Source organism: Bacteroides luhongzhouii, assembly GCF_009193295.2.
Classification (GTDB): domain Bacteria; phylum Bacteroidota; class Bacteroidia; order Bacteroidales; family Bacteroidaceae; genus Bacteroides; species Bacteroides luhongzhouii.
Genome location: NZ_CP059973.1, coordinates 2072529 through 2090601 on the forward strand (window position 1 = coordinate 2072529; position 18073 = coordinate 2090601).

The window sequence follows — 18073 nt, forward strand, 5'->3', positions numbered from 1 at the left end:
TATAAAAACAGCCGGAAGTCCAAGGACTCCCGGCTGTTTTTATATATTCTTGTAAATTACGCTTTTACACGTCCTACGTAAGAACCATCGCGAGTGTCGATTTCAATCGTTTCACCTTCGTTGATGAACAACGGAACGCGTACGGTTGCTCCTGATTCTACAGTGGCAGGTTTCAGTGTGTTGGTAGCTGTATCACCTTTCACGCCCGGTTCTGTATAAGTCACCTTCATTTGAACCTTGATCGGCATATCTGCATAAAGAACTGTTTCTGTAGAAGCGTCAGAAACAACTTCCAATACTGCACCTTCGAGCAGGAAATCAACACCGTTAATCAAATCGTGAGCGATAGGGTGTTGGTCGAATGTTTCTTGGTTCATGAAGATATAATCTTCTCCTTCTTTATACAAAAATTGGTATGGACGACGTTCTACGCGTACATCTTCCAACTTTTCACCGATGTTGAAACGGCGTTCGAGAACGTAACCGCTAACTACATCTTTCAGTTTAGTACGCATGAAAGTATTACCTTTACCTGGTTTTACATGCAGGAATTCGATACAGAAATAGAGCTTTCCGTCCATACGGATACAAGTTCCGTTTTTGATGTCTTGAGCATTAATCATACTGCTATTTTCTTAATATATTATTGTTATTTAATTGTTTTCGCAGGAATTCGACTGCAAAAGTAATCTAAATCGGTAAAAAACACAAAAACTTTTGAGCAAAAATGAGTTATCTCTTGGTTAATTTAAAAAAAATGCCTATTTTTGCAGCCCGATTACGTAGAATAATAACATAAAAACAAGATACAGTAATGAAAAGAACATTTCAACCCTCTAACAGAAAGAGAAAGAACAAACACGGTTTCCGTGAGAGAATGGCATCGGCTAATGGTCGTAGAGTATTAGCTGCTCGTCGTGCAAAAGGCAGAAAGAAACTGACTGTTTCTGATGAGTACAACGGACAAAAGTGATAATCACCTGTCATCAGGAAACAAAAAAGGCGGAGAATTTAATCTTCGCCTTTTTTGTTTCCTGATTTTCAAGAGAATAGTGTGTTAAAAAACGATATTGTTTGCTCTTGTTTATGACTTTTTGCTTTTCTTTGTGGAATAGAATAAAACTCGTAAACAAACATATGCGATGGAAGAGCAGATCCGGGACTTGAGAACCCGCATAATTATAATAAGGTTGTTGAAATCTATAGGAGTGGGGATTATAGTTGCAGCAATTCTGGCGATGATAAGCGTTCTTGCATAGTAGATGGGGACATTTTTCATCGCCTACTTTTTAAAAGTTCAACTATTTTGTCGTATCTTTGGCGCATATTAACAGCAATGCGTATGACTATTAAAGAATTCTTTTCTTTTAAAACAAATAAATTTTTCTGGGTGAATATTATCGCCATGATTGTGGTGGTGGTAGTGATGATATTCGGTGTATTGAAATGGCTTGATATACATACTCATCATGGTGAAACTGTTGCCGTTCCCGATGTGAAAGGGATGACGGTGGACGAAGCGGCGAAAATGTTCCGGAATCACGGTTTGGCATATGTGATTTCCGATACCAAATATGTTAAGGATAAAGCAGCAGGTATCATTCTCGAACTGAAGCCGGGAGCTGGCGAGAAAGTGAAAGAAGGCCGTACGGTATACCTGACTGTCAATACATTGGATGTACCTTTACGTGGTATTCCCGATGTGGCGGACAACAGCTCGCTCCGCCAGGCGCAGGCTAAATTGTTGAATGCCGGTTTCAAACTGAATCAGATTCAATTGGTGAATGGTGAGAAAGACTGGGTATACGGCGTGAAGTACCAGGGACGCCAGTTAGCTGCGGGAGAGAAAATCCCTGTGGGATCTTCGTTAACATTGATGGTAGGAGACGGCTCCGGTGATGCGTCGGAAGAAGACTCTGTCGATGTCTCAGTAGATACAGACCAGCCGGTTACGTCAGAATCATCATCAGCTCAGGATGATAGTTGGTTTTAATAGATAATAACAGAAACGGACTTGCATGATAGAGGAAGAACTTCCGGATGAACTGGAGAATGATTTGGATGATATAGAACCTGTCGGTGACGAATCCCAGCTTTACGAACACTTTCGCGTGGTTGTAGATAAGGGACAAGCGATGGTCAGAGTCGACAAATATCTGTTCGAACGTATTGTCAATGCTTCGCGCAACCGCATCCAGAAGGCTGCCGAAGGCGGATTTGTTATGGCCAATGGCAAATCGGTGAAGAGTAGCTACAAAGTGAAACCGCTGGATGTCATTACGGTGATGATGGATCGCCCCCGTTATGAAAACGAAATTATTCCTGAAGATATTCCCCTTACTATTGTTTATGAAGATCCTTATGTAATGGTGGTGAATAAACCGGCAGGACTGGTAGTGCATCCGGGACACGGTAACTATCACGGCACGCTGGTCAATGCGCTGGCCTGGCACATGAAGGATATACCGGATTACGATGCTAATGACCCGCACGTGGGACTTGTTCATCGCATCGATAAAGATACTTCGGGCTTGCTGGTGATTGCCAAGACACCGGATGCCAAAACAAATCTGGGACTCCAATTTTTTAATAAGACTACCAAACGCAGATATCGTGCTTTGGTGTGGGGCGTTGTGGAACAAGATGAAGGAACGATTGTCGGTAATATTGCCCGCAATCCGAAAGACCGGATGCAGATGGCGGTGATGTCTGACCCGACGGTGGGCAAACATGCCGTTACGCACTACCGCGTATTGGAAAGACTGGGCTACGTAACCCTTGTGGAATGTATACTTGAGACAGGGCGTACCCATCAGATTCGTGTCCACATGAAACATATCGGCCATGTATTGTTCAATGATGAACGCTATGGCGGGCATGAGATACTGAAAGGAACTCATTTTAGTAAATACAAACAGTTTGTAAATAATTGCTTTGACACTTGTCCCCGACAGGCTTTGCATGCTATGACGTTGGGGTTTGTGCATCCCGTCACAGGTGAGGAGATGTACTTTACTTCCGAACTTCCGGATGACATGACCCGGCTTATCGAGAAGTGGAGAGGCTATATAAGTAATAGAGAATTAGAATGAAACGCAACATCGCTATCGTAGCAGGAGGAGATACCTCCGAAATCGTAGTTTCCCTGCGTAGTGCACAGGGTATTTATTCCTTTATTGATAAGGAAAAGTATAATTTGTATATCGTGGAGATGGAAGGCCGTCGCTGGGAAGTACAATTGCCGGATGGAAACAAAGTGCCGGTAGATAGAAATGACTTTAGTTTTACGAACGGAACAGAAAAGGTTGTGTTCGACTTTGCTTATATCACCATCCACGGTACGCCCGGTGAAGATGGTCGCCTGCAAGGCTATTTTGATATGATGCGTATACCGTATTCCTGTTGTGGAGTATTGGCGGCTGCCATTACTTATGACAAGTTTACCTGCAATCAATATTTGAAAGCTTTTGGAGTGCGCATTGCCGAATCATTGTTGCTGCGCCAGGGACAATCGATTTCTGACGAAGAGGTAGTGGAAAAGATCGGTCTGCCTTGTTTTATCAAGCCTAGTCTGGGAGGTTCGAGTTTCGGAGTTACGAAAGTAAAGACAAAAGAACAAATACAGCCGGCCATTGTTAAAGCTTTCGGAGAGGCGAAAGAAGTGCTTGTAGAAGCGTTTATGGATGGAACGGAGTTGACTTGCGGTTGTTATAAGACAAAAGAGAAGACAGTTATCTTCCCGCCTACGGAAGTGGTGACGCACAATGAGTTCTTTGATTACGATGCTAAATATAATGGACAAGTAGATGAAATCACTCCTGCGCGTATCTCGGACGAACTGACCAAGCGTGTGCAGATGCTGACTTCGGCTATCTATGATATATTAGGTTGCTCCGGCATTATCCGTGTAGATTATATTGTGACTGCCGGTGAAAAACTGAATCTTCTCGAAGTCAACACAACTCCGGGAATGACTACTACCAGCTTTATCCCCCAGCAAGTGCGTGCAGCCGGACTGGATATAAAGGATGTGATGACTGATATTATTGAAAACAAATTTTAATCACGTGATGGATCTGACAGAGTTTAATGAAATTCGTCCTTACAATGATGAGGAACTTCCTCAAATCTTTGAGGAACTGATTGCTGACCCGGCTTTTCAGAAAGCTGCTATCGGGGCTATACCGAACGTTCCATTTGAACTTCTGGCGCAGAAGATGCGTGCCTGTAAGACTAAACTTGATTTTCAGGAGGCATTTTGCTATGGCATTTTGTGGAAGATAGCGGCAGATCATACCGCCGGACTGACACTGGATCATACCGCCATACCGGATAAAAGTAAAGCTTATACGTATATATCGAATCATAGAGACATTATTCTCGATTCGGGCTTTCTCTCTATTTTGTTGATTGACCAGGGAATGGATACGGTAGAAATAGCGATTGGAGACAATTTGCTGATTTATCCCTGGATTAAGAAATTGGTACGTGTCAATAAATCATTCATTGTGCAGCGGGCATTGACAATGCGGCAGATGTTGGAATCTTCGGCACGTATGTCCCGTTATATGCATTACACCATTTCGGAGAAAAAACAGTCTATTTGGATTGCGCAGCGTGAAGGACGCGCAAAAGATTCGAATGACCGTACACAAGACAGTGTGTTGAAAATGCTGGCAATGGGCGGTGAAGGTGATTTGATAGACCGTTTGATGGAGATGAATATTGCTCCGCTTGCTATTTCATACGAATATGATCCGTGTGATTTTCTGAAAGCGCAGGAGTTTCAGTTGAAGAGAGACATCGAAGGGTATAAGAAGACAACGCAGGACGATTTGATTAATATGCAGACCGGTCTTTTCGGATATAAAGGCAGGGTACATTTTCAAGTTGCCTCTTGTCTGAATGATGATCTGAAAGAGTTGGACCGTTCGTTGCCGAAACCGGATTTGTTTGCCCGTATCTCTGCCTGTATTGACCGCCGCATTCATCGTAACTACCAGATATATCCGGGAAATTATGTGGCGTACGATTGGCTGAATGGCACGACGGAATTTGTGTCCAATTACACGGAAGAAGAGAAACAACAGTTTATGAACTATATTGAACAACAATTGGCAAAGATCAAGATTCCGAATAAGGATGAGGACTTTTTGCGTGAGAAGTTGTTATTAATGTATTCCAATCCGTTAGTTAATTATTTAGCAGCTTGCCGATGAAAAGAAGAAAATTACATGTTATTTGGTTGTGGGGATTGCTTTTCCTGATGACTGCCTGTGGAGATGATGACTATTATTATCCTTCGGTAAAACTGGAATTTGTGACTGTAAAGGCCGGAGATGATGGTCGTATACAAACGCTCATTCCTGATAAGGGAGAGGCTTTGTCTGTGGCGGAAGACCGTACGGGTTCTACTATTGCCGCAAATACTTCCAGACGTGTAATGAGTAACTATGAAGTGCTTTCGGGTGGAAGTGCGGCTACTATATATTCTTTGCAATCGCTCATTGTGCCGGTGCCTAAGCCGGAAGATGATCCGGTGTATAAAGACGGTATAAAGCAAGATCCGGTAGAGGTGGTCAGTATCTGGCTGGGGAGGGATTATCTGAATATGATTCTGAATCTCAAGGTCAGTACAGGCAAAGGACATACTTTCGGCATAGTGGAAGATGTGTCTGAACTTAAAACAAATGGTGTTGTGAATATGTTATTATACCATGATGCGGACAGTGATGAAGAATACTATAATCGGCGTGCTTACATTTCTGTTCCTTTGGCGCAATATATTGATGAGGAGCATCCTGGCCGGACCATAAATATTAAGTTTAAATATTGTACGTACGATAAGGATGGATCTGCGGTAGTATCTGAAAAGTATTGTGATCCCGGGTTTGACTATATTCCTGGGCAGAATTGAATAATAGAGTATATATGTTTAAATTGAATCAATTAATCGTGGGGATATTTTTATTTCTCTCTTCCCTTTTCTCTTGTCAGCAGAAAGGAGATTTTCAATCCATGAATGTAGAGGAATTTGATTCTCTTATTCAGAATGAGGATATACAACGTCTGGATGTCCGTACACTTGCGGAATATTCGGAGGGGCATATCACGAAGACAATCAACATCAATGTGATGGATGATTCTTTTGCTTCAATGGCTGATTCATTATTACAGAAGGATAAACCGGTGGCTGTGTATTGTCGTAGCGGCAAGCGGAGTAAGAAGGCTGCGGCAATTTTAAGTGAGAAGGGCTATAAGGTCTTTGAACTTGATAAAGGATTTAACTCCTGGCAAGAAGCTGGTAAGGAGATAGAACGTTAATAAATAGACTCCGTTGGTCCTCGAGACTTACGGAGTTTTTTTATTTCCAGAACAAGGCATCTATTTCAAATCCAATATTGAAGTTGTGTAGAATATATCTGGTTTTATCTGTAACAGGACTTGGATTTCTGTCTGCTTGCGGAGCATAGTAAGTATAGTTTCCTTTACCAATTCCGGTGTTGTAGTTCAAGAATAATTTAACCCCAAAGTTTTGTCCGGTGGCATGCATCAGATATACGCTGAAATCTATGTTGGGAATTGGATGGATGGTGCAGTGAATAAGCGGATCTGTTGTTTCCTGCCCTTTGTATCGTATTCTTGCCCTGTAACTGCTAGACCATCCTACACCTCCCAGAACGCTACCACCAATATGTAAATCCGGACAGAGGCAGGCGTTGTAATATATACCTCCCGCCAGGCTGGCATAATTCATCGATTCAGCTTCAAAGTTTTCGATATAGGCTTCGGTTTCCGGGTGATAACTGAAGAATCGGTCGCTAGCCACATGGGGGCTGGTTTGTGCCACTGTGAATTTACCTCCAACGCCCCAATGAGAACGGAAGAACCACGCACCGTTGAATGATGCGATGGCACCGCCCATACCTTCTATCTCAATGCCTTCGGGAAGGTGCATTTCACGTTCACCTATATTATATCCCATCTGGAGTCCGAAGAAAGAATAAGAATCGTCCTGACTCACATTCCACGTGCGGGGAGGACGGACAATTCCTTTATTTTTGAATATGAGATCTGCAAGGTAATAGCCTAACTCGGTGGAGACAATGCCGATACCTGCACCTGTCAATACATCCGAGAACCAATGTTTATTATTCATCTGCCTGCTCAATGCTGTTCCTGTTGCCAGCGAATATCCGAGAACGCTATAAAGCGGGCTGCGTGTAGTTCCATACTCTTTATGCAGCATAGTGGCAAACATAAAAGCAGTGGCTGTGTGCCCTGAAGGAAAAGAATTATCAGCACTTTTGTCCGGTCGCTCTTTATGTATGGTGCTTTTTAAAGTGTTGACTGTTAATGCCATGATTCCTGCCGAGAACGCATCAGATGTCAGCATTCGTCCCCACGAACTACGTCCCTCTACTCCGAACGACTTTAGACCTAGCATCACAATGCCCGGTGAATACTGTAAGTAATCATCATAGTGAAAACGAAAGCGGGGAATGTATGAATTACGTATATTTTGAAAAGCCTTGTCTTTGTGATAAGTCAATACTCCGGCAAGAATAAGCGGGGCGCCAATGTGAGTTATTTGATATGCTTTACTGTTCCAAATGTGGTGGTGAAGAGGGGTGTAGGAAGAATCTCTCTCCAGACTGTCTCTGATTTGTCCTTTTAGAGGCATACAAAGTAGGCACGTAAAGAATAAACAGATGAAGAATGACATTTGTTTCATAGCGCCAAAATTAAGGATATTGTTTGATATATAACGCTTTTACTTATTACGATGTTGTTACATTTACCAAATATTTGATGGTGTTTGTGTAGAAAATTACGGTATAAAAAAGCATCATGTAACGAATATTGTCAGAAGACATTCGTTACGTGATGCTGATAGTTATTCTTGTTTCGTTTAGATTATTATTCTAACCCTTCCAATAATTTCTTCAGAACGACAGTTGCCGAGATTTCACGATTGGCGGCTTCCGGAATAACAATGGATTGAGGGCTTTCGATTACATCGTCTGTCACAATCATATTTCTGCGAACCGGAAGACAATGCATGAAATAAGCGTTGTTGGTAACTGCCATCTGGCGGTCGCTGACGGTCCAGTCGCGGTCTTTACTTAATATCTGTCCATAGTTGTCACCGGTGTAAGCTGCCCAGTTTTTCGCATATATGAAATCTGCTCCTTCAAAAGCTTTCATCTGGTCATATTCCACTTTTGCGTTACCTACGAATTGCGGAGCCAGTTCATAACCTTCGGGGTGGGTGATGACAAATTCGTAATCCGTTGCATTCATCCATTCCGCAAAGGAGTTGGGGACGGCCTGCGGCAATGGACGCGGGTGCGGAGCCCAAGTCATGACCACTTTGGGGCGTGCTGTTTTCTTATATTCTTCAATGGTAATCAAGTCGGCGAAACTCTGTAGCGGATGGCGTGTGGCCGCCTCCATCGAAAAGACAGGGCGCCCGGAGTATTGGATGAATTGATTTATAATCGTTTCCTGATAGTCAAAATCGCGGTTTTCGAAACGGGCGAAAGAGCGTACCCCAATGAGATCGCAATAACAGCCCATCACCGGAATGGCTTCTAATATATGTTCCGGTTTATCACCATCCATAATTACGCCGCGTTCGGTTTCCAGTTTCCATGCACCTTGATTGATATCTAGTACCATTACATTCATTCCCAAGTTGATTGCAGCTTTCTGTGTGCTAAGGCGGGTGCGTAAACTGGAGTTGAAGAAGATCATCATTAAAGTCTTGTTTCGTCCCAGTTCTACATATTTGAAGCGGTCTTTTTTAATTTCGAATGCTTCTGCAAGGGCTGATTTTAAATCGCCGATGTCCTGTACGCAAGTAAAATTCTTCATATCATTTATCTTTTAATTCTTAATTTTCAATTAGTTTCGCTTAAAACCTTGTTTGATTTTTAACATAAAGGTATCGTCTCAATTTCTTCTCGTTTGTCCATCTCCTTCGATGACCCATTTGTAAGAAGTGATCTCTTCCAGTCCCATCGGACCGCGTGCATGTAGTTTTTGCGTACTGATTCCGATCTCTGCTCCTAATCCGAATTGTGCTCCGTCGGTGAAGGCAGTAGATACATTGGTGTATACGCAAGCTGCATCCACTATCTTTGTGAACAAAGCTGCACGTTCCTTGTTTTCGGTAACAATACACTCGCTATGTTTGGAACTGTTTTCCTGAATATGTCCTAAGGCATCTTCGAAGCTTTTTACGGTCTTGACAGCCATTTTATAATCCAGAAACTCTGTGCCGAAACTTTCTGCTTTTGCGTGTTCCAGGAGTTCGGCAGGGTAGCGGCCTTCTAATGCTTGATAAGCCTGCGTGTCAGCATAAATAATGACATGGCTGTCTTTCAGTTTCTCGCAAAGCATAGGGAGATCGGTCAGTCTCTTTTCATGTATAATGGTGCAGTCCAGCGCATTACATACGCTAACCCTGCGTGTCTTCGCATTATGGATAATAGCTGCCCCCTTGTTTACATCTCCAAATTCATCAAAGTAAGTGTGACAGATACCTGCCCCTGTTTCAATAACGGGAATTTTTGCATTCTCGCGTACGAAATGGATCAGGCTACTGCTGCCTCTGGGGATAATTAGGTCTACGTAACCCACTGCATTCAGCAATGCTGCCGTAGCCTCTCTGTCAGCCGGAAGTAGTTCTACAATGTGCGGATTGATATTGAATTTCTTCAATACTTCATGAATCACACTGATGATAGCCCGGTTGGAACAATCGGCATCACTTCCTCCTTTCAATATGCAGGCATTTCCACTCTTTAGACAAAGGGAGAAAACATCAAAACTGACATTCGGACGGGCTTCGTAAATAATCCCTATCACTCCGAAAGGAACGCTGACTTTTGTCAATCTCATCCCATTGGGGCGAACACTTTCTTTCAACACTTTACCCAAAGGAGAGGGGAGTGTCGCTACATTGCGTGTATCGGCAGCAATGCCTTTTAAACGTTCTTCCGTCAATTTCAACCGATCGTACTTCGGGTCATTTTTGTCCATCCGTGCGAGGTCTTTTTCATTCTCTGCGAGAATGAAAGGTGTTTCTGCAATTGCTGCGTCAGCTACTGCATTTAAAATCTGATTGATGATGTCATCATTCAGCAAGGCTAATTCCCGACTTGCTACCTGTACGGCAGCGAAGGTCTCGTTTAAATTTGTAGTCATTTGCTCCTTTTTTGCATTAAATGGAAAGATAAACTATGCAAATATAGTGAATGATGTGAATAAAACTTGTTGAAAACAGAAATAAATGTTGCTTTTGTGGTGGTATATCAACAATATATGGGTGTTTTTAATATGGATGTAGCTCACGAATTCTATAATATCCGGATAATTTAAAATCCTGCATTTGTGTTGCAGATGCTTTATCTATGATACATTATACAATCGAAGATAAACGCTTGTCTTCAATCAAGATGCTAATATTCTCTTGATTGAATAATAACTTCATTTTCTTATACAATAATGAACTGTTTTAGCCTATTCTGACAAGGGTTTATTCTCACTGCAGTGAGAAAAAGTTCTCATTGCAATGAGTATTTTTTCTCATTAGTATGAGTATTTTTTCTCATCGTAGTGAGAATGTATGAGAATATGTACTTCCCTGATAATGGTTGACTAATTTATTTCTTATCACTGCTGCGGGCTAACTTGAAAGATTACTAACCCTATCTACAGTTGATCTTATTATTGATTATTCAATGTATAGATAGTCATAATGTACTACCGGTTTCTTTCCATGCTTACCGATTGCTTCTTGTGCCTGCTTGGAGTCGCAGTTCACCTTTCCAACACCCACTTGATTTCCTTGAAAGTCCATGATACGCACAATGTCGTCTTTCTCAAATTCACCTTCAACATGAGTGATTCCGATGGGGAGGATACTGACTGCCTTTTCGGAGTTTAGAACTTCAGTAGCACATTCGTTGATGTGAATTTCTCCTTTGGCAAACCCCTCGCTATGAGCGATCCATTTCTTGACACTGGATACCGGTTCGTTTGAAGGGATAAAGCGTGTACAAAGCGTCTCATTAGGATGCTGAAGCAAATCTACCAGAATGTTATCCCGTTTCCCGTTGGCAATAATCACTGTAATCCCTTCGTCAGCTACTTTGCGGGCAATATTTGTTTTCGTCAACATTCCCCCTCGTCCGAAACTGGACTTCGTTGCCTGGATATAATTGGATAAATCTTTTCCGTGATCGATTTCCCGAATAACAGAAGAACCCGGATCAGCAGGAGAACCATTGTAGATTCCGTCGATGTTACTTAGGATAATGAGGGCTTGTGCATCCATCATAGAAGCAATGAGTCCGGACAATTCATCATTATCAGTGAACATAAGTTCGCTGACGGAAATTGTATCATTCTCGTTGACAATAGGAATGACATTGTTTTCAAGCATTACCGTCATACAGTTTTTCTGATTCAGATAATGGCGACGGGTACCAAAACTTTCTTTCGTGGTTAACACCTGACCAACAGGGATACTATGCTCGCGGAAAAGTTCGTAGTAACGGTTGATGAGCTTAGCCTGACCTACGGCAGAAAACAACTGGCGTTGGTCTACACTATCGAGTTTTTTCTGTGGATGCACTTCACTGCGCCCGGAAGCAACAGCTCCCGAAGAAACCAGAATGATTTCCACCCCAGACTTATGCAATTCCGCTATCTGGTCGACAAGTGCCGACATACGGGTAACATCCAGCGTTCCGTCGCGGCGCGTCAATACATTGCTTCCTACTTTTATTGCGATTCGTGTAAATTCCTGTTTCATTCTTGCTAACGATTTGAAAGCACAAATATAGAGCTTTTTGCCGATATGTTACCAAAACAGGCTAAAAAGAATTATCTTTGCAGTCAGATAGAGAAAAGATAAACAATGAAACATACAAATCCACAAGTAGAGCAGATGACCTCTTTCATCGTAATGGATGTGTTGGAGAGGGCGAACGAATTGCAAAAACAAGGCATTGATATTATTCATCTGGAAGTTGGCGAACCGGATTTTGATGTGCCGGCCTGTGTGGCGGAAGCGGCAAAAGCGGCTTATGATCGTCATCTTACTCATTATACGCATTCTTTGGGCGACCCGGAACTGCGGCGGGAAATTGCCGCTTTTTATCTGCGCGAATATGGGGTAACGGTAGATCCGGATTGTATTGTCGTGACTTCCGGCTCTTCTCCGTCTATTCTTCTTGCATTGATGTTGCTCTGCAATCCGGATAGTGAAGTGATTCTTTCCAATCCGGGGTATGCTTGCTATCGCAATTTTGTGTTGGCTACGCAAGCTAAACCAGTTTTGGTTCCTTTGTCTAAAGAGTATCTGCAATACGACATAGAGGCTATCCGTAAGTGTGTGAATCCGCATACTGCGGCTATCTTTATCAATTCTCCGATGAATCCGACCGGAATGTTGTTGGATGAAAAATTCCTGAAAGAGGTGGCTGCGTTGGGAGTTCCTGTCATTTCAGATGAAATTTATCACGGGCTTGTGTATGAAGGACGTGCGCACAGCATTCTTGAATATACGGATCAGGCTTTTGTCCTGAACGGATTCTCTAAACGTTTTGCGATGACGGGGCTTCGGCTGGGCTATTTGATAGCACCTAAATCTTGTATGAGATCTTTGCAAAAGTTACAGCAAAATCTGTTTATCTGCGCGTCCAGTGTTGCCCAGCAGGCAGGAATTGCCGCATTGCGGCAGGCTGATCCGGATGTGGAACGGATGAAGCAGGTTTATGATGAGCGTCGCCGATATATGATTGCCCGTCTCCGGGAAATGGGTTTTGAAATAAAAGTAGAACCTCAAGGGGCATTTTATATTTTTGCTGACGCACGCAAATTTACTACCGACTCTTATCGTTTTGCATTCGATGTACTCGAACATGCACACGTCGGCATTACTCCCGGGGTGGATTTTGGTACGGGAGGCGAAGGATATGTACGTTTCTCCTATGCAAACTCATTGGAGAATATCCGTGAAGGACTCGACCGCATCAGTCGTTATCTTTCTCGGCCCGGCTCCTGATAAGCGCGGTGGCCGCTTCGTATTGATCCTCGGTGACAAGAACGGATACGGAAGGAGCGATATAGGGTGCCAGTGTACCCATAATCCCATCTTTGATTACGCAACGGATGTCATTGCTTTCTAATAGCCCTTTGATGATCTCGGCTTCCCATGGGGATCCGGAGAATACTTCTATTGCTTTGCTATAATCTTCTTCTTTCATGACCTTACTTATTAGGGGTTATCTACAAATATAACAAAAAAGAGAGAGAAACGGTTACTTTTTTCTTAAATTTTATTCGAGTGTGATGTGTTTTACGCTAATCTGCTGTTTCAGGAAAGTAGAGGCTGATTCTGAAAACTTTTCTTCCGCTTCGGTCGTGTAAAACTGACAGCTTCCATTCTTCGTGCATTTTGCGTCCATTTCGGGATGTCTTTTCAGATAGTCTTTCAGACTTTCCGCAACATACTCGCCTTGCGCAATTACACTGATATGCTCCGGAATATATTGCCGGATTTTGGGCAGAAGTATGGGGAAATGAGTACATCCGAGAATGACGGTATCTATTTGAGGATCCTTCGATAGCAATTGGTCGATGTATTTTCGGATAAAATAGTCTGCTCCTTCGTCCTGTGATTCATTGTTTTCAACTAGTGATACCCACATCGGACATGCTGTGCCGCTGACCTGGATTTCAGGAAACAGCTTGTGTATTTCCAACGGATACGATTCGGATTTGATGGTGCCTGCTGTTGCCAGTACACCGATATGCTGATTTTTGCTAATCTCTCCGACACACTCTACGGTAGGGCGGATGACTCCGAGCACACGGCGAGCCGGATCGATGCCTGGTAAGTCATTCATCTGAATGCTGCGCAAAGCTTTTGCGGAAGCTGTATTGCAAGCTAATATAACCAGATGACATCCCATATCAAATAGTTTGTTGACCGCTTGCCGGGTAAATTCGTATACGACCTCAAAAGAACGTGTTCCGTAGGGAGCACGTGCATTATCTCCCAAATAGATATAATCATATTCCGGTAATACTTCTCTTATCTTGTCTAAGATGGTCAGACCTCCGTAGCCGGAGTCAAATACTCCGATCGGTCCGGGCGTATGGGATAGATGTTGCTTCATGACACACTTGATTTATATACGCAAATGTACGCCAAAAAAAGGGAAAGAGAAAGAAGATGCTCCTTCTTTCTCTTTCCCTTTTGGTATTTCTTTATTCTTGGTCGGTTCTTATTTGATACCAAGATTTGCTTTTACCTTGTTAGTCAAGTTGATGCTCTGTGCTTCGTTTACATAAGGAATCGAAGTTCTTGCCAAGTCGAAGATATAGACTACACCTTCAGCAGCGCCTACAGCTTTGATAGCATTGTCCAATTTCTGATAGATAGGAGCCATAGCATCATTTTGTGCTTTCGCCATCTGTTGTTGGGCATCCTGCTGGAACTGTTCTTGTCTCTGCATCATGTCCTGCAACTCTTTTTGTCTTCTTTCAGCAATGTTCGGGGGAAGAGAATCCTTAGCAATAGCTTGCTGGAATTCCTGATATTTCTTGTTGAATTCTTCCTGTGTTCTTTGAAGTTCGGCAGTAAGTTGTTTTTCCAAAGTCTGAATATCATTTTGGGCTTTGGTGAATTCCGGCATCACAGTGATAATCTCCTGTGCGTTGATATGACCGAATTTCAGGTTCTGTGCAAATACACCCATTGGGAGTGCAAGCAACATTACAAGTGCAATTTTTTTTAGCATAGTTCTATAATTTATTTGAATGATTTTTAGTTATTTCCAGCTGCAAATGTATGAAATTAATTTGAATATCCTAATTTTCTTAGGATTTCATCACTAATATCTATGCGTGGATTTGCAAATATTATGCCTGTTGCAGAGGCTCTGTCGATTACCAAATCATATCCATGTTGCTGTGATATAGCTTTTACAGCTTCATAAATATCGTCCTGAATCGGGGTTATCAACTTGTCTCTCATCTTGGCTAATTCACCTTCCGGACCGAAGTAATTACGCTTCAGCTCGGCTGCTTCTTTTTCCTTCGCTACGATTGCATCTTCTGTCTTTGTTTTTTGTGCGGCAGAAAGAGTGGAAGATTTTGCCTGGTAATCCTGGAACATCTTCTGTGCTTCTTTAGCCAGAGCTTCTACTTCACTTTGGTATTTCTTCGTAGCTTCTTGCATTTGCTCATTAGCGCTTTGAGCTGCCGGAATATTCTTCATGATATATTCCGTATCGATCAGTGCAAATTTCTGTGCATTTGCCGCCATGCTGACAGCAAATAGCATCATGATTAATAGAACAGACTTTCTCATAACGTTTAGTTTTTGATGATACATTAGAATTCTTGTCCTAAGATAAAGTGGAATTGACTTCCTCCGTATTGTTTAGAACCAAATACTTTATCGAAACCGTAACCCCAGTCAATACCCATCATACCAATCATCGGCAGGAAGATACGAACACCGACACCGGCAGAACGTTTCAACTCGAATGGATTGAATTTCTTGATATCGTGCCATGCGTTACCAGCTTCAAGGAAACCTAACACATAAATGTTAGTACTTGTTTCCAGCATCAACGGATATCTTAATTCAATGCCAAGGCGTGCGTAAGCATAACCTTCAGATCCGTATGGAGTTAATGAGCTGTTTTCGTAACCACGCAAAGCAATACTTTCAGTTGCATAAGTTGAATAGCCGGTCATACCGTCACCACCCACGTCGAATGTTCCGAACGGGGATTTCTTGTATTGGTTGTAATGACCTAACAAGCCGAATTCAGTACGTGTCATTAACACCAGACATTTCGGATGTGCAATCGGGTCCATCAGCGGAGTATACGTTTTGCCTTTGAATTTCCATTTGTGGTATTCTATCCATTTATGAAGTTTATTCATGTTGTCCTGGGTAATGCTACCTGTTTCAGGGTTACTATAATATCCCTTATAGTCTTTACCGTCCATTAACGAGTAAGGCGGTGTGAGCTGAACTGACAATGAGAAATCTGAACCTGAACGGGGGAAGATCGGGTTGTCAATAGAGTTACGTGCCAAAGTCAATGAAATGCTAAGGTCATTACATTTACCGTTGGTTACCGGGAAATATTGCCAGTCGCTCAAGTTGTAGCGTTGGTAAGCTAATTCTGCAGAAAGAGTGAAATAGTCATCCGGCCATTTCAGACGTTTACCCCAACCTACGGAAAGTCCCCACATCTTGATAGACTTGTCCGGGTCATAATAGTTTTCGTAGTTGTTATAGTTTCCGTAATTGTACATACCATAACCGCCGTAACCACTATACATACTGTTGTAGTAGTTGTTGAAGTAGCTGGAATTGTAGTAACGGCTACTGATGTCGGTCTGTACAGAGAAGAATGCCGATACAGAGAATGAGTTCGGACGTTTACCGCCAAACCATGGATCGAAGAATGAAATACTGTATGATTGGTAGTATTTAGCATTCGTCTGTCCGCTGATAGTCAACGTCTGTCCGTCACCTTGCGGCAGGATACCACGGTAGTTTTCACCCGGGTGTAACAGGTTGGCTACAGAGAAGTTGGTAAACTTCAAACTCAATTTACCAATGATACCCGTTTGTCCCCAACCGGCAGAGAACTCTACCTGGTCATTAGCTTTCGAGGTCAAAGGCAAACCTATGTCAACAGTTCCGTTCATCGGATCCGGTTGAATATCCGGTTGCAGTTTTTCCGGGTCAAAGTGTCCCATCTGCTGGATTTCACGCAAAGAACGCATCAAGTCTTCTTTACTGAACAGCTGTCCCGGACGAATACGAAGTTCACGGCGAACGACGTTTTCATACAAGCGGTCGTTACCACTGATCTTAATCTTATTGATAGTAGCCTGACGGCCTTCATAGATTCTCATTTCGAGGTCGATAGAGTCACCTACGATATTTACTTCTACCGGATCAAGGTTATAGAAGAGGTAACCGTTATTGTAATATAAGTTACCGATAGCATCATCATCTGTAGAAACACGCTCATTCAACAACTTTTGGTTGTATACATCGCCTTTCTTCATGCGAAGCAGGAAGTTCAACTGTTCCGACGGATAAAGAGTATTACCTACCCATGTCACGTTACGGAGATAATATTTCTGGCCTTCATCTATATCCAGATATACATCTACTGTCTTTTCATCATACTGTGAAATGCTGTCTTTAACGATCATTGCGTCACGATATCCCAGCTCATTATACTTGTCGATGATAAGTTGTTTATCTGCTTCAAAGTTTTCCGGCACGAATTTCTTGGTGCGGAACAAGTTTAGAAGTTTACCTTTCTCATTGGTTTTCTTCATTACTTTTTTCAGCTTGGAAGCCTTGATTGCAGTATTTCCTGCAATAGTGATTTTGTGTACTTTGATTTTCTCTTTTTTGTCTATATCAATGTCCACGATCACCTGATTCTCGCTGGAAGGATCGTCTTTTTGTGCGATGATTACTTCGGCGTTTTTGAATCCCTTGTCATCAAAATAACGTTTAATCAATGTTTTGGCACGGTCTACGGTATTCGGAGTAATCTGCATACCTTTTACCATTCCTAGCTTGGCCTCAAGGTCCGTACGTTCTGACTTTTTCACACCATGATAGCGTACATCTGCAATACGTGGGCGTTGTGTCAGACTGATTTTTAACCAGATTTTGTTGCCTTCTATTTTTTCGGCTGTAATTTGTACATTCGAGAACAAACCATGACGCCAATAACGTTTGATTGCTCCAGTGATTTCGTCACCCGGCACAGTAATTGTTTGTCCTACCGATAGTCCGGATAGTCCAATCAATACATAGTCTTCATAATTCTTCACGCCTTCGACTTTAATATCTGCTATCTCATACTTTTTGGGTGTACCGGAGTATAAGATGACAGGTTTTGAGTCTTCATCAGTGTTAGCATTTTGCGCAACGCCTGTTGTCGCAAAGCAGCACAGGCAGACAAACGTTATGAATATAAAGGAAATACGATAATGCATTTAT

Annotated in this window: 18 protein-coding genes; 8 read left to right on the forward strand and 10 right to left on the reverse strand. The window is 42.4% G+C overall.

All coding sequences use genetic code 11. The annotated features are described in order from the left end of the window. Positions 1 to 56 precede the first annotated feature (56 nt). Positions 57 to 623: an elongation factor P gene (gene efp / locus GD631_RS07445; RefSeq protein ID WP_004312989.1), complete on the reverse strand. Its 567-nt coding sequence runs from the start codon at positions 621 to 623 to the stop codon at positions 57 to 59. 191 nt (positions 624 to 814) lie between these two features. Here efp and rpmH point away from each other — a divergent pair, with 191 nt between their 5' ends. The 7 genes from rpmH to GD631_RS07480 all read left to right on the forward strand — a co-directional run bounded on the left by rpmH (position 815) and on the right by GD631_RS07480 (position 6324). Beyond that, positions 815 to 973, forward strand: coding sequence for a 50S ribosomal protein L34 (gene rpmH, locus GD631_RS07450; protein WP_004299762.1), 159 nt, complete (start codon positions 815 to 817; stop codon positions 971 to 973). A gap of 369 nt (positions 974 to 1342) precedes the next feature. After that, the gene (locus tag GD631_RS07455; RefSeq protein WP_143257005.1) at positions 1343 to 1993 is read left to right on the forward strand and encodes a PASTA domain-containing protein; all 651 of its coding nucleotides are present in this window, start codon (positions 1343 to 1345) and stop codon (positions 1991 to 1993) included. Positions 1994 to 2018: 25 nt separating this feature from the next. Next, a complete protein-coding gene (locus GD631_RS07460) occupies positions 2019 to 3092 on the forward strand; it encodes an RluA family pseudouridine synthase (protein ID WP_143257006.1) in 1074 nt (357 codons plus the stop codon). Further along, positions 3089 to 4063: a D-alanine--D-alanine ligase gene (locus GD631_RS07465; protein ID WP_143257007.1), complete on the forward strand. Its 975-nt coding sequence runs from the start codon at positions 3089 to 3091 to the stop codon at positions 4061 to 4063. Before GD631_RS07460 ends, GD631_RS07465 begins: the two co-directional genes overlap by 4 nt. 7 nt (positions 4064 to 4070) lie before the next feature. Next, on the forward strand, positions 4071 to 5219 hold the full coding sequence (locus tag GD631_RS07470) for a 1-acyl-sn-glycerol-3-phosphate acyltransferase (protein ID WP_143257169.1): 1149 nt from the start codon (positions 4071 to 4073) through the stop codon (positions 5217 to 5219). After that, positions 5216 to 5917 (forward strand): NigD1/NigD2 family lipoprotein, encoded by a 702-nt coding sequence (locus tag GD631_RS07475; RefSeq protein WP_143257008.1) that lies wholly within the window; start codon positions 5216 to 5218, stop codon positions 5915 to 5917. The genes GD631_RS07470 and GD631_RS07475 overlap by 4 nt, the downstream gene beginning before the upstream one ends. Positions 5918 to 5931: 14 nt before the next feature. After that, the gene (locus tag GD631_RS07480; protein ID WP_143257009.1) at positions 5932 to 6324 is read left to right on the forward strand and encodes a rhodanese-like domain-containing protein; all 393 of its coding nucleotides are present in this window, start codon (positions 5932 to 5934) and stop codon (positions 6322 to 6324) included. A 40-nt stretch (positions 6325 to 6364) separates the two neighbouring features. Here GD631_RS07480 and GD631_RS07485 read toward each other — a convergent pair whose 3' ends face one another. The 4 genes from GD631_RS07485 to proB all read right to left on the reverse strand — a co-directional run bounded on the left by GD631_RS07485 (position 6365) and on the right by proB (position 11824). Further along, positions 6365 to 7735: a phosphatase PAP2 family protein gene (locus GD631_RS07485; RefSeq protein ID WP_143257010.1), complete on the reverse strand. Its 1371-nt coding sequence runs from the start codon at positions 7733 to 7735 to the stop codon at positions 6365 to 6367. Between the two features lie 185 nt (positions 7736 to 7920). Continuing rightward, positions 7921 to 8877: a Rossmann-fold NAD(P)-binding domain-containing protein gene (locus tag GD631_RS07490; protein ID WP_143257011.1), complete on the reverse strand. Its 957-nt coding sequence runs from the start codon at positions 8875 to 8877 to the stop codon at positions 7921 to 7923. A gap of 78 nt (positions 8878 to 8955) precedes the next feature. After that, complete coding sequence (locus GD631_RS07495) at positions 8956 to 10212, reverse strand: glutamate-5-semialdehyde dehydrogenase (protein ID WP_143257012.1); 1257 nt, start codon at positions 10210 to 10212, stop codon at positions 8956 to 8958. A 529-nt stretch (positions 10213 to 10741) separates the two neighbouring features. Further along, a complete protein-coding gene (gene proB, locus GD631_RS07500) occupies positions 10742 to 11824 on the reverse strand; it encodes a glutamate 5-kinase (RefSeq protein ID WP_143257013.1) in 1083 nt (360 codons plus the stop codon). Positions 11825 to 11929: 105 nt separating this feature from the next. On the opposite strand from proB, the gene GD631_RS07505 reads away from it, so the two are divergent. Further along, the gene (locus GD631_RS07505) at positions 11930 to 13078 is read left to right on the forward strand and encodes a pyridoxal phosphate-dependent aminotransferase (RefSeq protein ID WP_143257014.1); all 1149 of its coding nucleotides are present in this window, start codon (positions 11930 to 11932) and stop codon (positions 13076 to 13078) included. On the opposite strand, the gene GD631_RS07510 is transcribed toward GD631_RS07505, so the two are convergent. From GD631_RS07510 to bamA, 5 genes are all read right to left on the reverse strand, one after another. Next, positions 13047 to 13280 carry a DUF2007-related protein gene (locus GD631_RS07510; protein WP_004313000.1) on the reverse strand — a complete coding sequence of 78 codons (234 nt, stop codon included), beginning with the start codon at positions 13278 to 13280 and terminating at the stop codon, positions 13047 to 13049. The genes GD631_RS07505 and GD631_RS07510 overlap by 32 nt on opposite strands. Positions 13281 to 13352: 72 nt before the next feature. Beyond that, complete coding sequence (murI, locus tag GD631_RS07515; protein ID WP_143257015.1) at positions 13353 to 14195, reverse strand: glutamate racemase; 843 nt, start codon at positions 14193 to 14195, stop codon at positions 13353 to 13355. A 108-nt stretch (positions 14196 to 14303) separates the two neighbouring features. Further along, positions 14304 to 14819 carry an OmpH/Skp family outer membrane protein gene (locus GD631_RS07520; RefSeq protein ID WP_143257016.1) on the reverse strand — a complete coding sequence of 172 codons (516 nt, stop codon included), beginning with the start codon at positions 14817 to 14819 and terminating at the stop codon, positions 14304 to 14306. Between the two features lie 56 nt (positions 14820 to 14875). Beyond that, positions 14876 to 15391, reverse strand: coding sequence for an OmpH/Skp family outer membrane protein (locus GD631_RS07525; RefSeq protein ID WP_143257017.1), 516 nt, complete (start codon positions 15389 to 15391; stop codon positions 14876 to 14878). Positions 15392 to 15414: 23 nt separating this feature from the next. After that, entirely contained in the window at positions 15415 to 18069 is a 2655-nt protein-coding gene (bamA, locus tag GD631_RS07530; protein ID WP_143257018.1) for an outer membrane protein assembly factor BamA, read from the reverse strand. Between the last annotated feature and the right edge of the window lie 4 nt (positions 18070 to 18073).

Coding starts and splice junctions, on each gene's coding strand:
- efp (WP_004312989.1), bottom strand. CDS start 623: ATGATTAATGCTCAAGACATCAAAAACGGAACTTGTATCCGTATGGAC.
- rpmH (WP_004299762.1), top strand. CDS start 815: ATGAAAAGAACATTTCAACCCTCTAACAGAAAGAGAAAGAACAAACAC.
- GD631_RS07455 (WP_143257005.1), top strand. CDS start 1,343: ATGACTATTAAAGAATTCTTTTCTTTTAAAACAAATAAATTTTTCTGG.
- GD631_RS07460 (WP_143257006.1), top strand. CDS start 2,019: ATGATAGAGGAAGAACTTCCGGATGAACTGGAGAATGATTTGGATGAT.
- GD631_RS07465 (WP_143257007.1), top strand. CDS start 3,089: ATGAAACGCAACATCGCTATCGTAGCAGGAGGAGATACCTCCGAAATC.
- GD631_RS07470 (WP_143257169.1), top strand. CDS start 4,071: ATGGATCTGACAGAGTTTAATGAAATTCGTCCTTACAATGATGAGGAA.
- GD631_RS07475 (WP_143257008.1), top strand. CDS start 5,216: ATGAAAAGAAGAAAATTACATGTTATTTGGTTGTGGGGATTGCTTTTC.
- GD631_RS07480 (WP_143257009.1), top strand. CDS start 5,932: ATGTTTAAATTGAATCAATTAATCGTGGGGATATTTTTATTTCTCTCT.
- GD631_RS07485 (WP_143257010.1), bottom strand. CDS start 7,735: ATGAAACAAATGTCATTCTTCATCTGTTTATTCTTTACGTGCCTACTT.
- GD631_RS07490 (WP_143257011.1), bottom strand. CDS start 8,877: ATGAAGAATTTTACTTGCGTACAGGACATCGGCGATTTAAAATCAGCC.
- GD631_RS07495 (WP_143257012.1), bottom strand. CDS start 10,212: ATGACTACAAATTTAAACGAGACCTTCGCTGCCGTACAGGTAGCAAGT.
- proB (WP_143257013.1), bottom strand. CDS start 11,824: ATGAAACAGGAATTTACACGAATCGCAATAAAAGTAGGAAGCAATGTA.
- GD631_RS07505 (WP_143257014.1), top strand. CDS start 11,930: ATGAAACATACAAATCCACAAGTAGAGCAGATGACCTCTTTCATCGTA.
- GD631_RS07510 (WP_004313000.1), bottom strand. CDS start 13,280: ATGAAAGAAGAAGATTATAGCAAAGCAATAGAAGTATTCTCCGGATCC.
- murI (WP_143257015.1), bottom strand. CDS start 14,195: ATGAAGCAACATCTATCCCATACGCCCGGACCGATCGGAGTATTTGAC.
- GD631_RS07520 (WP_143257016.1), bottom strand. CDS start 14,819: ATGCTAAAAAAAATTGCACTTGTAATGTTGCTTGCACTCCCAATGGGT.
- GD631_RS07525 (WP_143257017.1), bottom strand. CDS start 15,391: ATGAGAAAGTCTGTTCTATTAATCATGATGCTATTTGCTGTCAGCATG.
- bamA (WP_143257018.1), bottom strand. CDS start 18,069: ATGCATTATCGTATTTCCTTTATATTCATAACGTTTGTCTGCCTGTGC.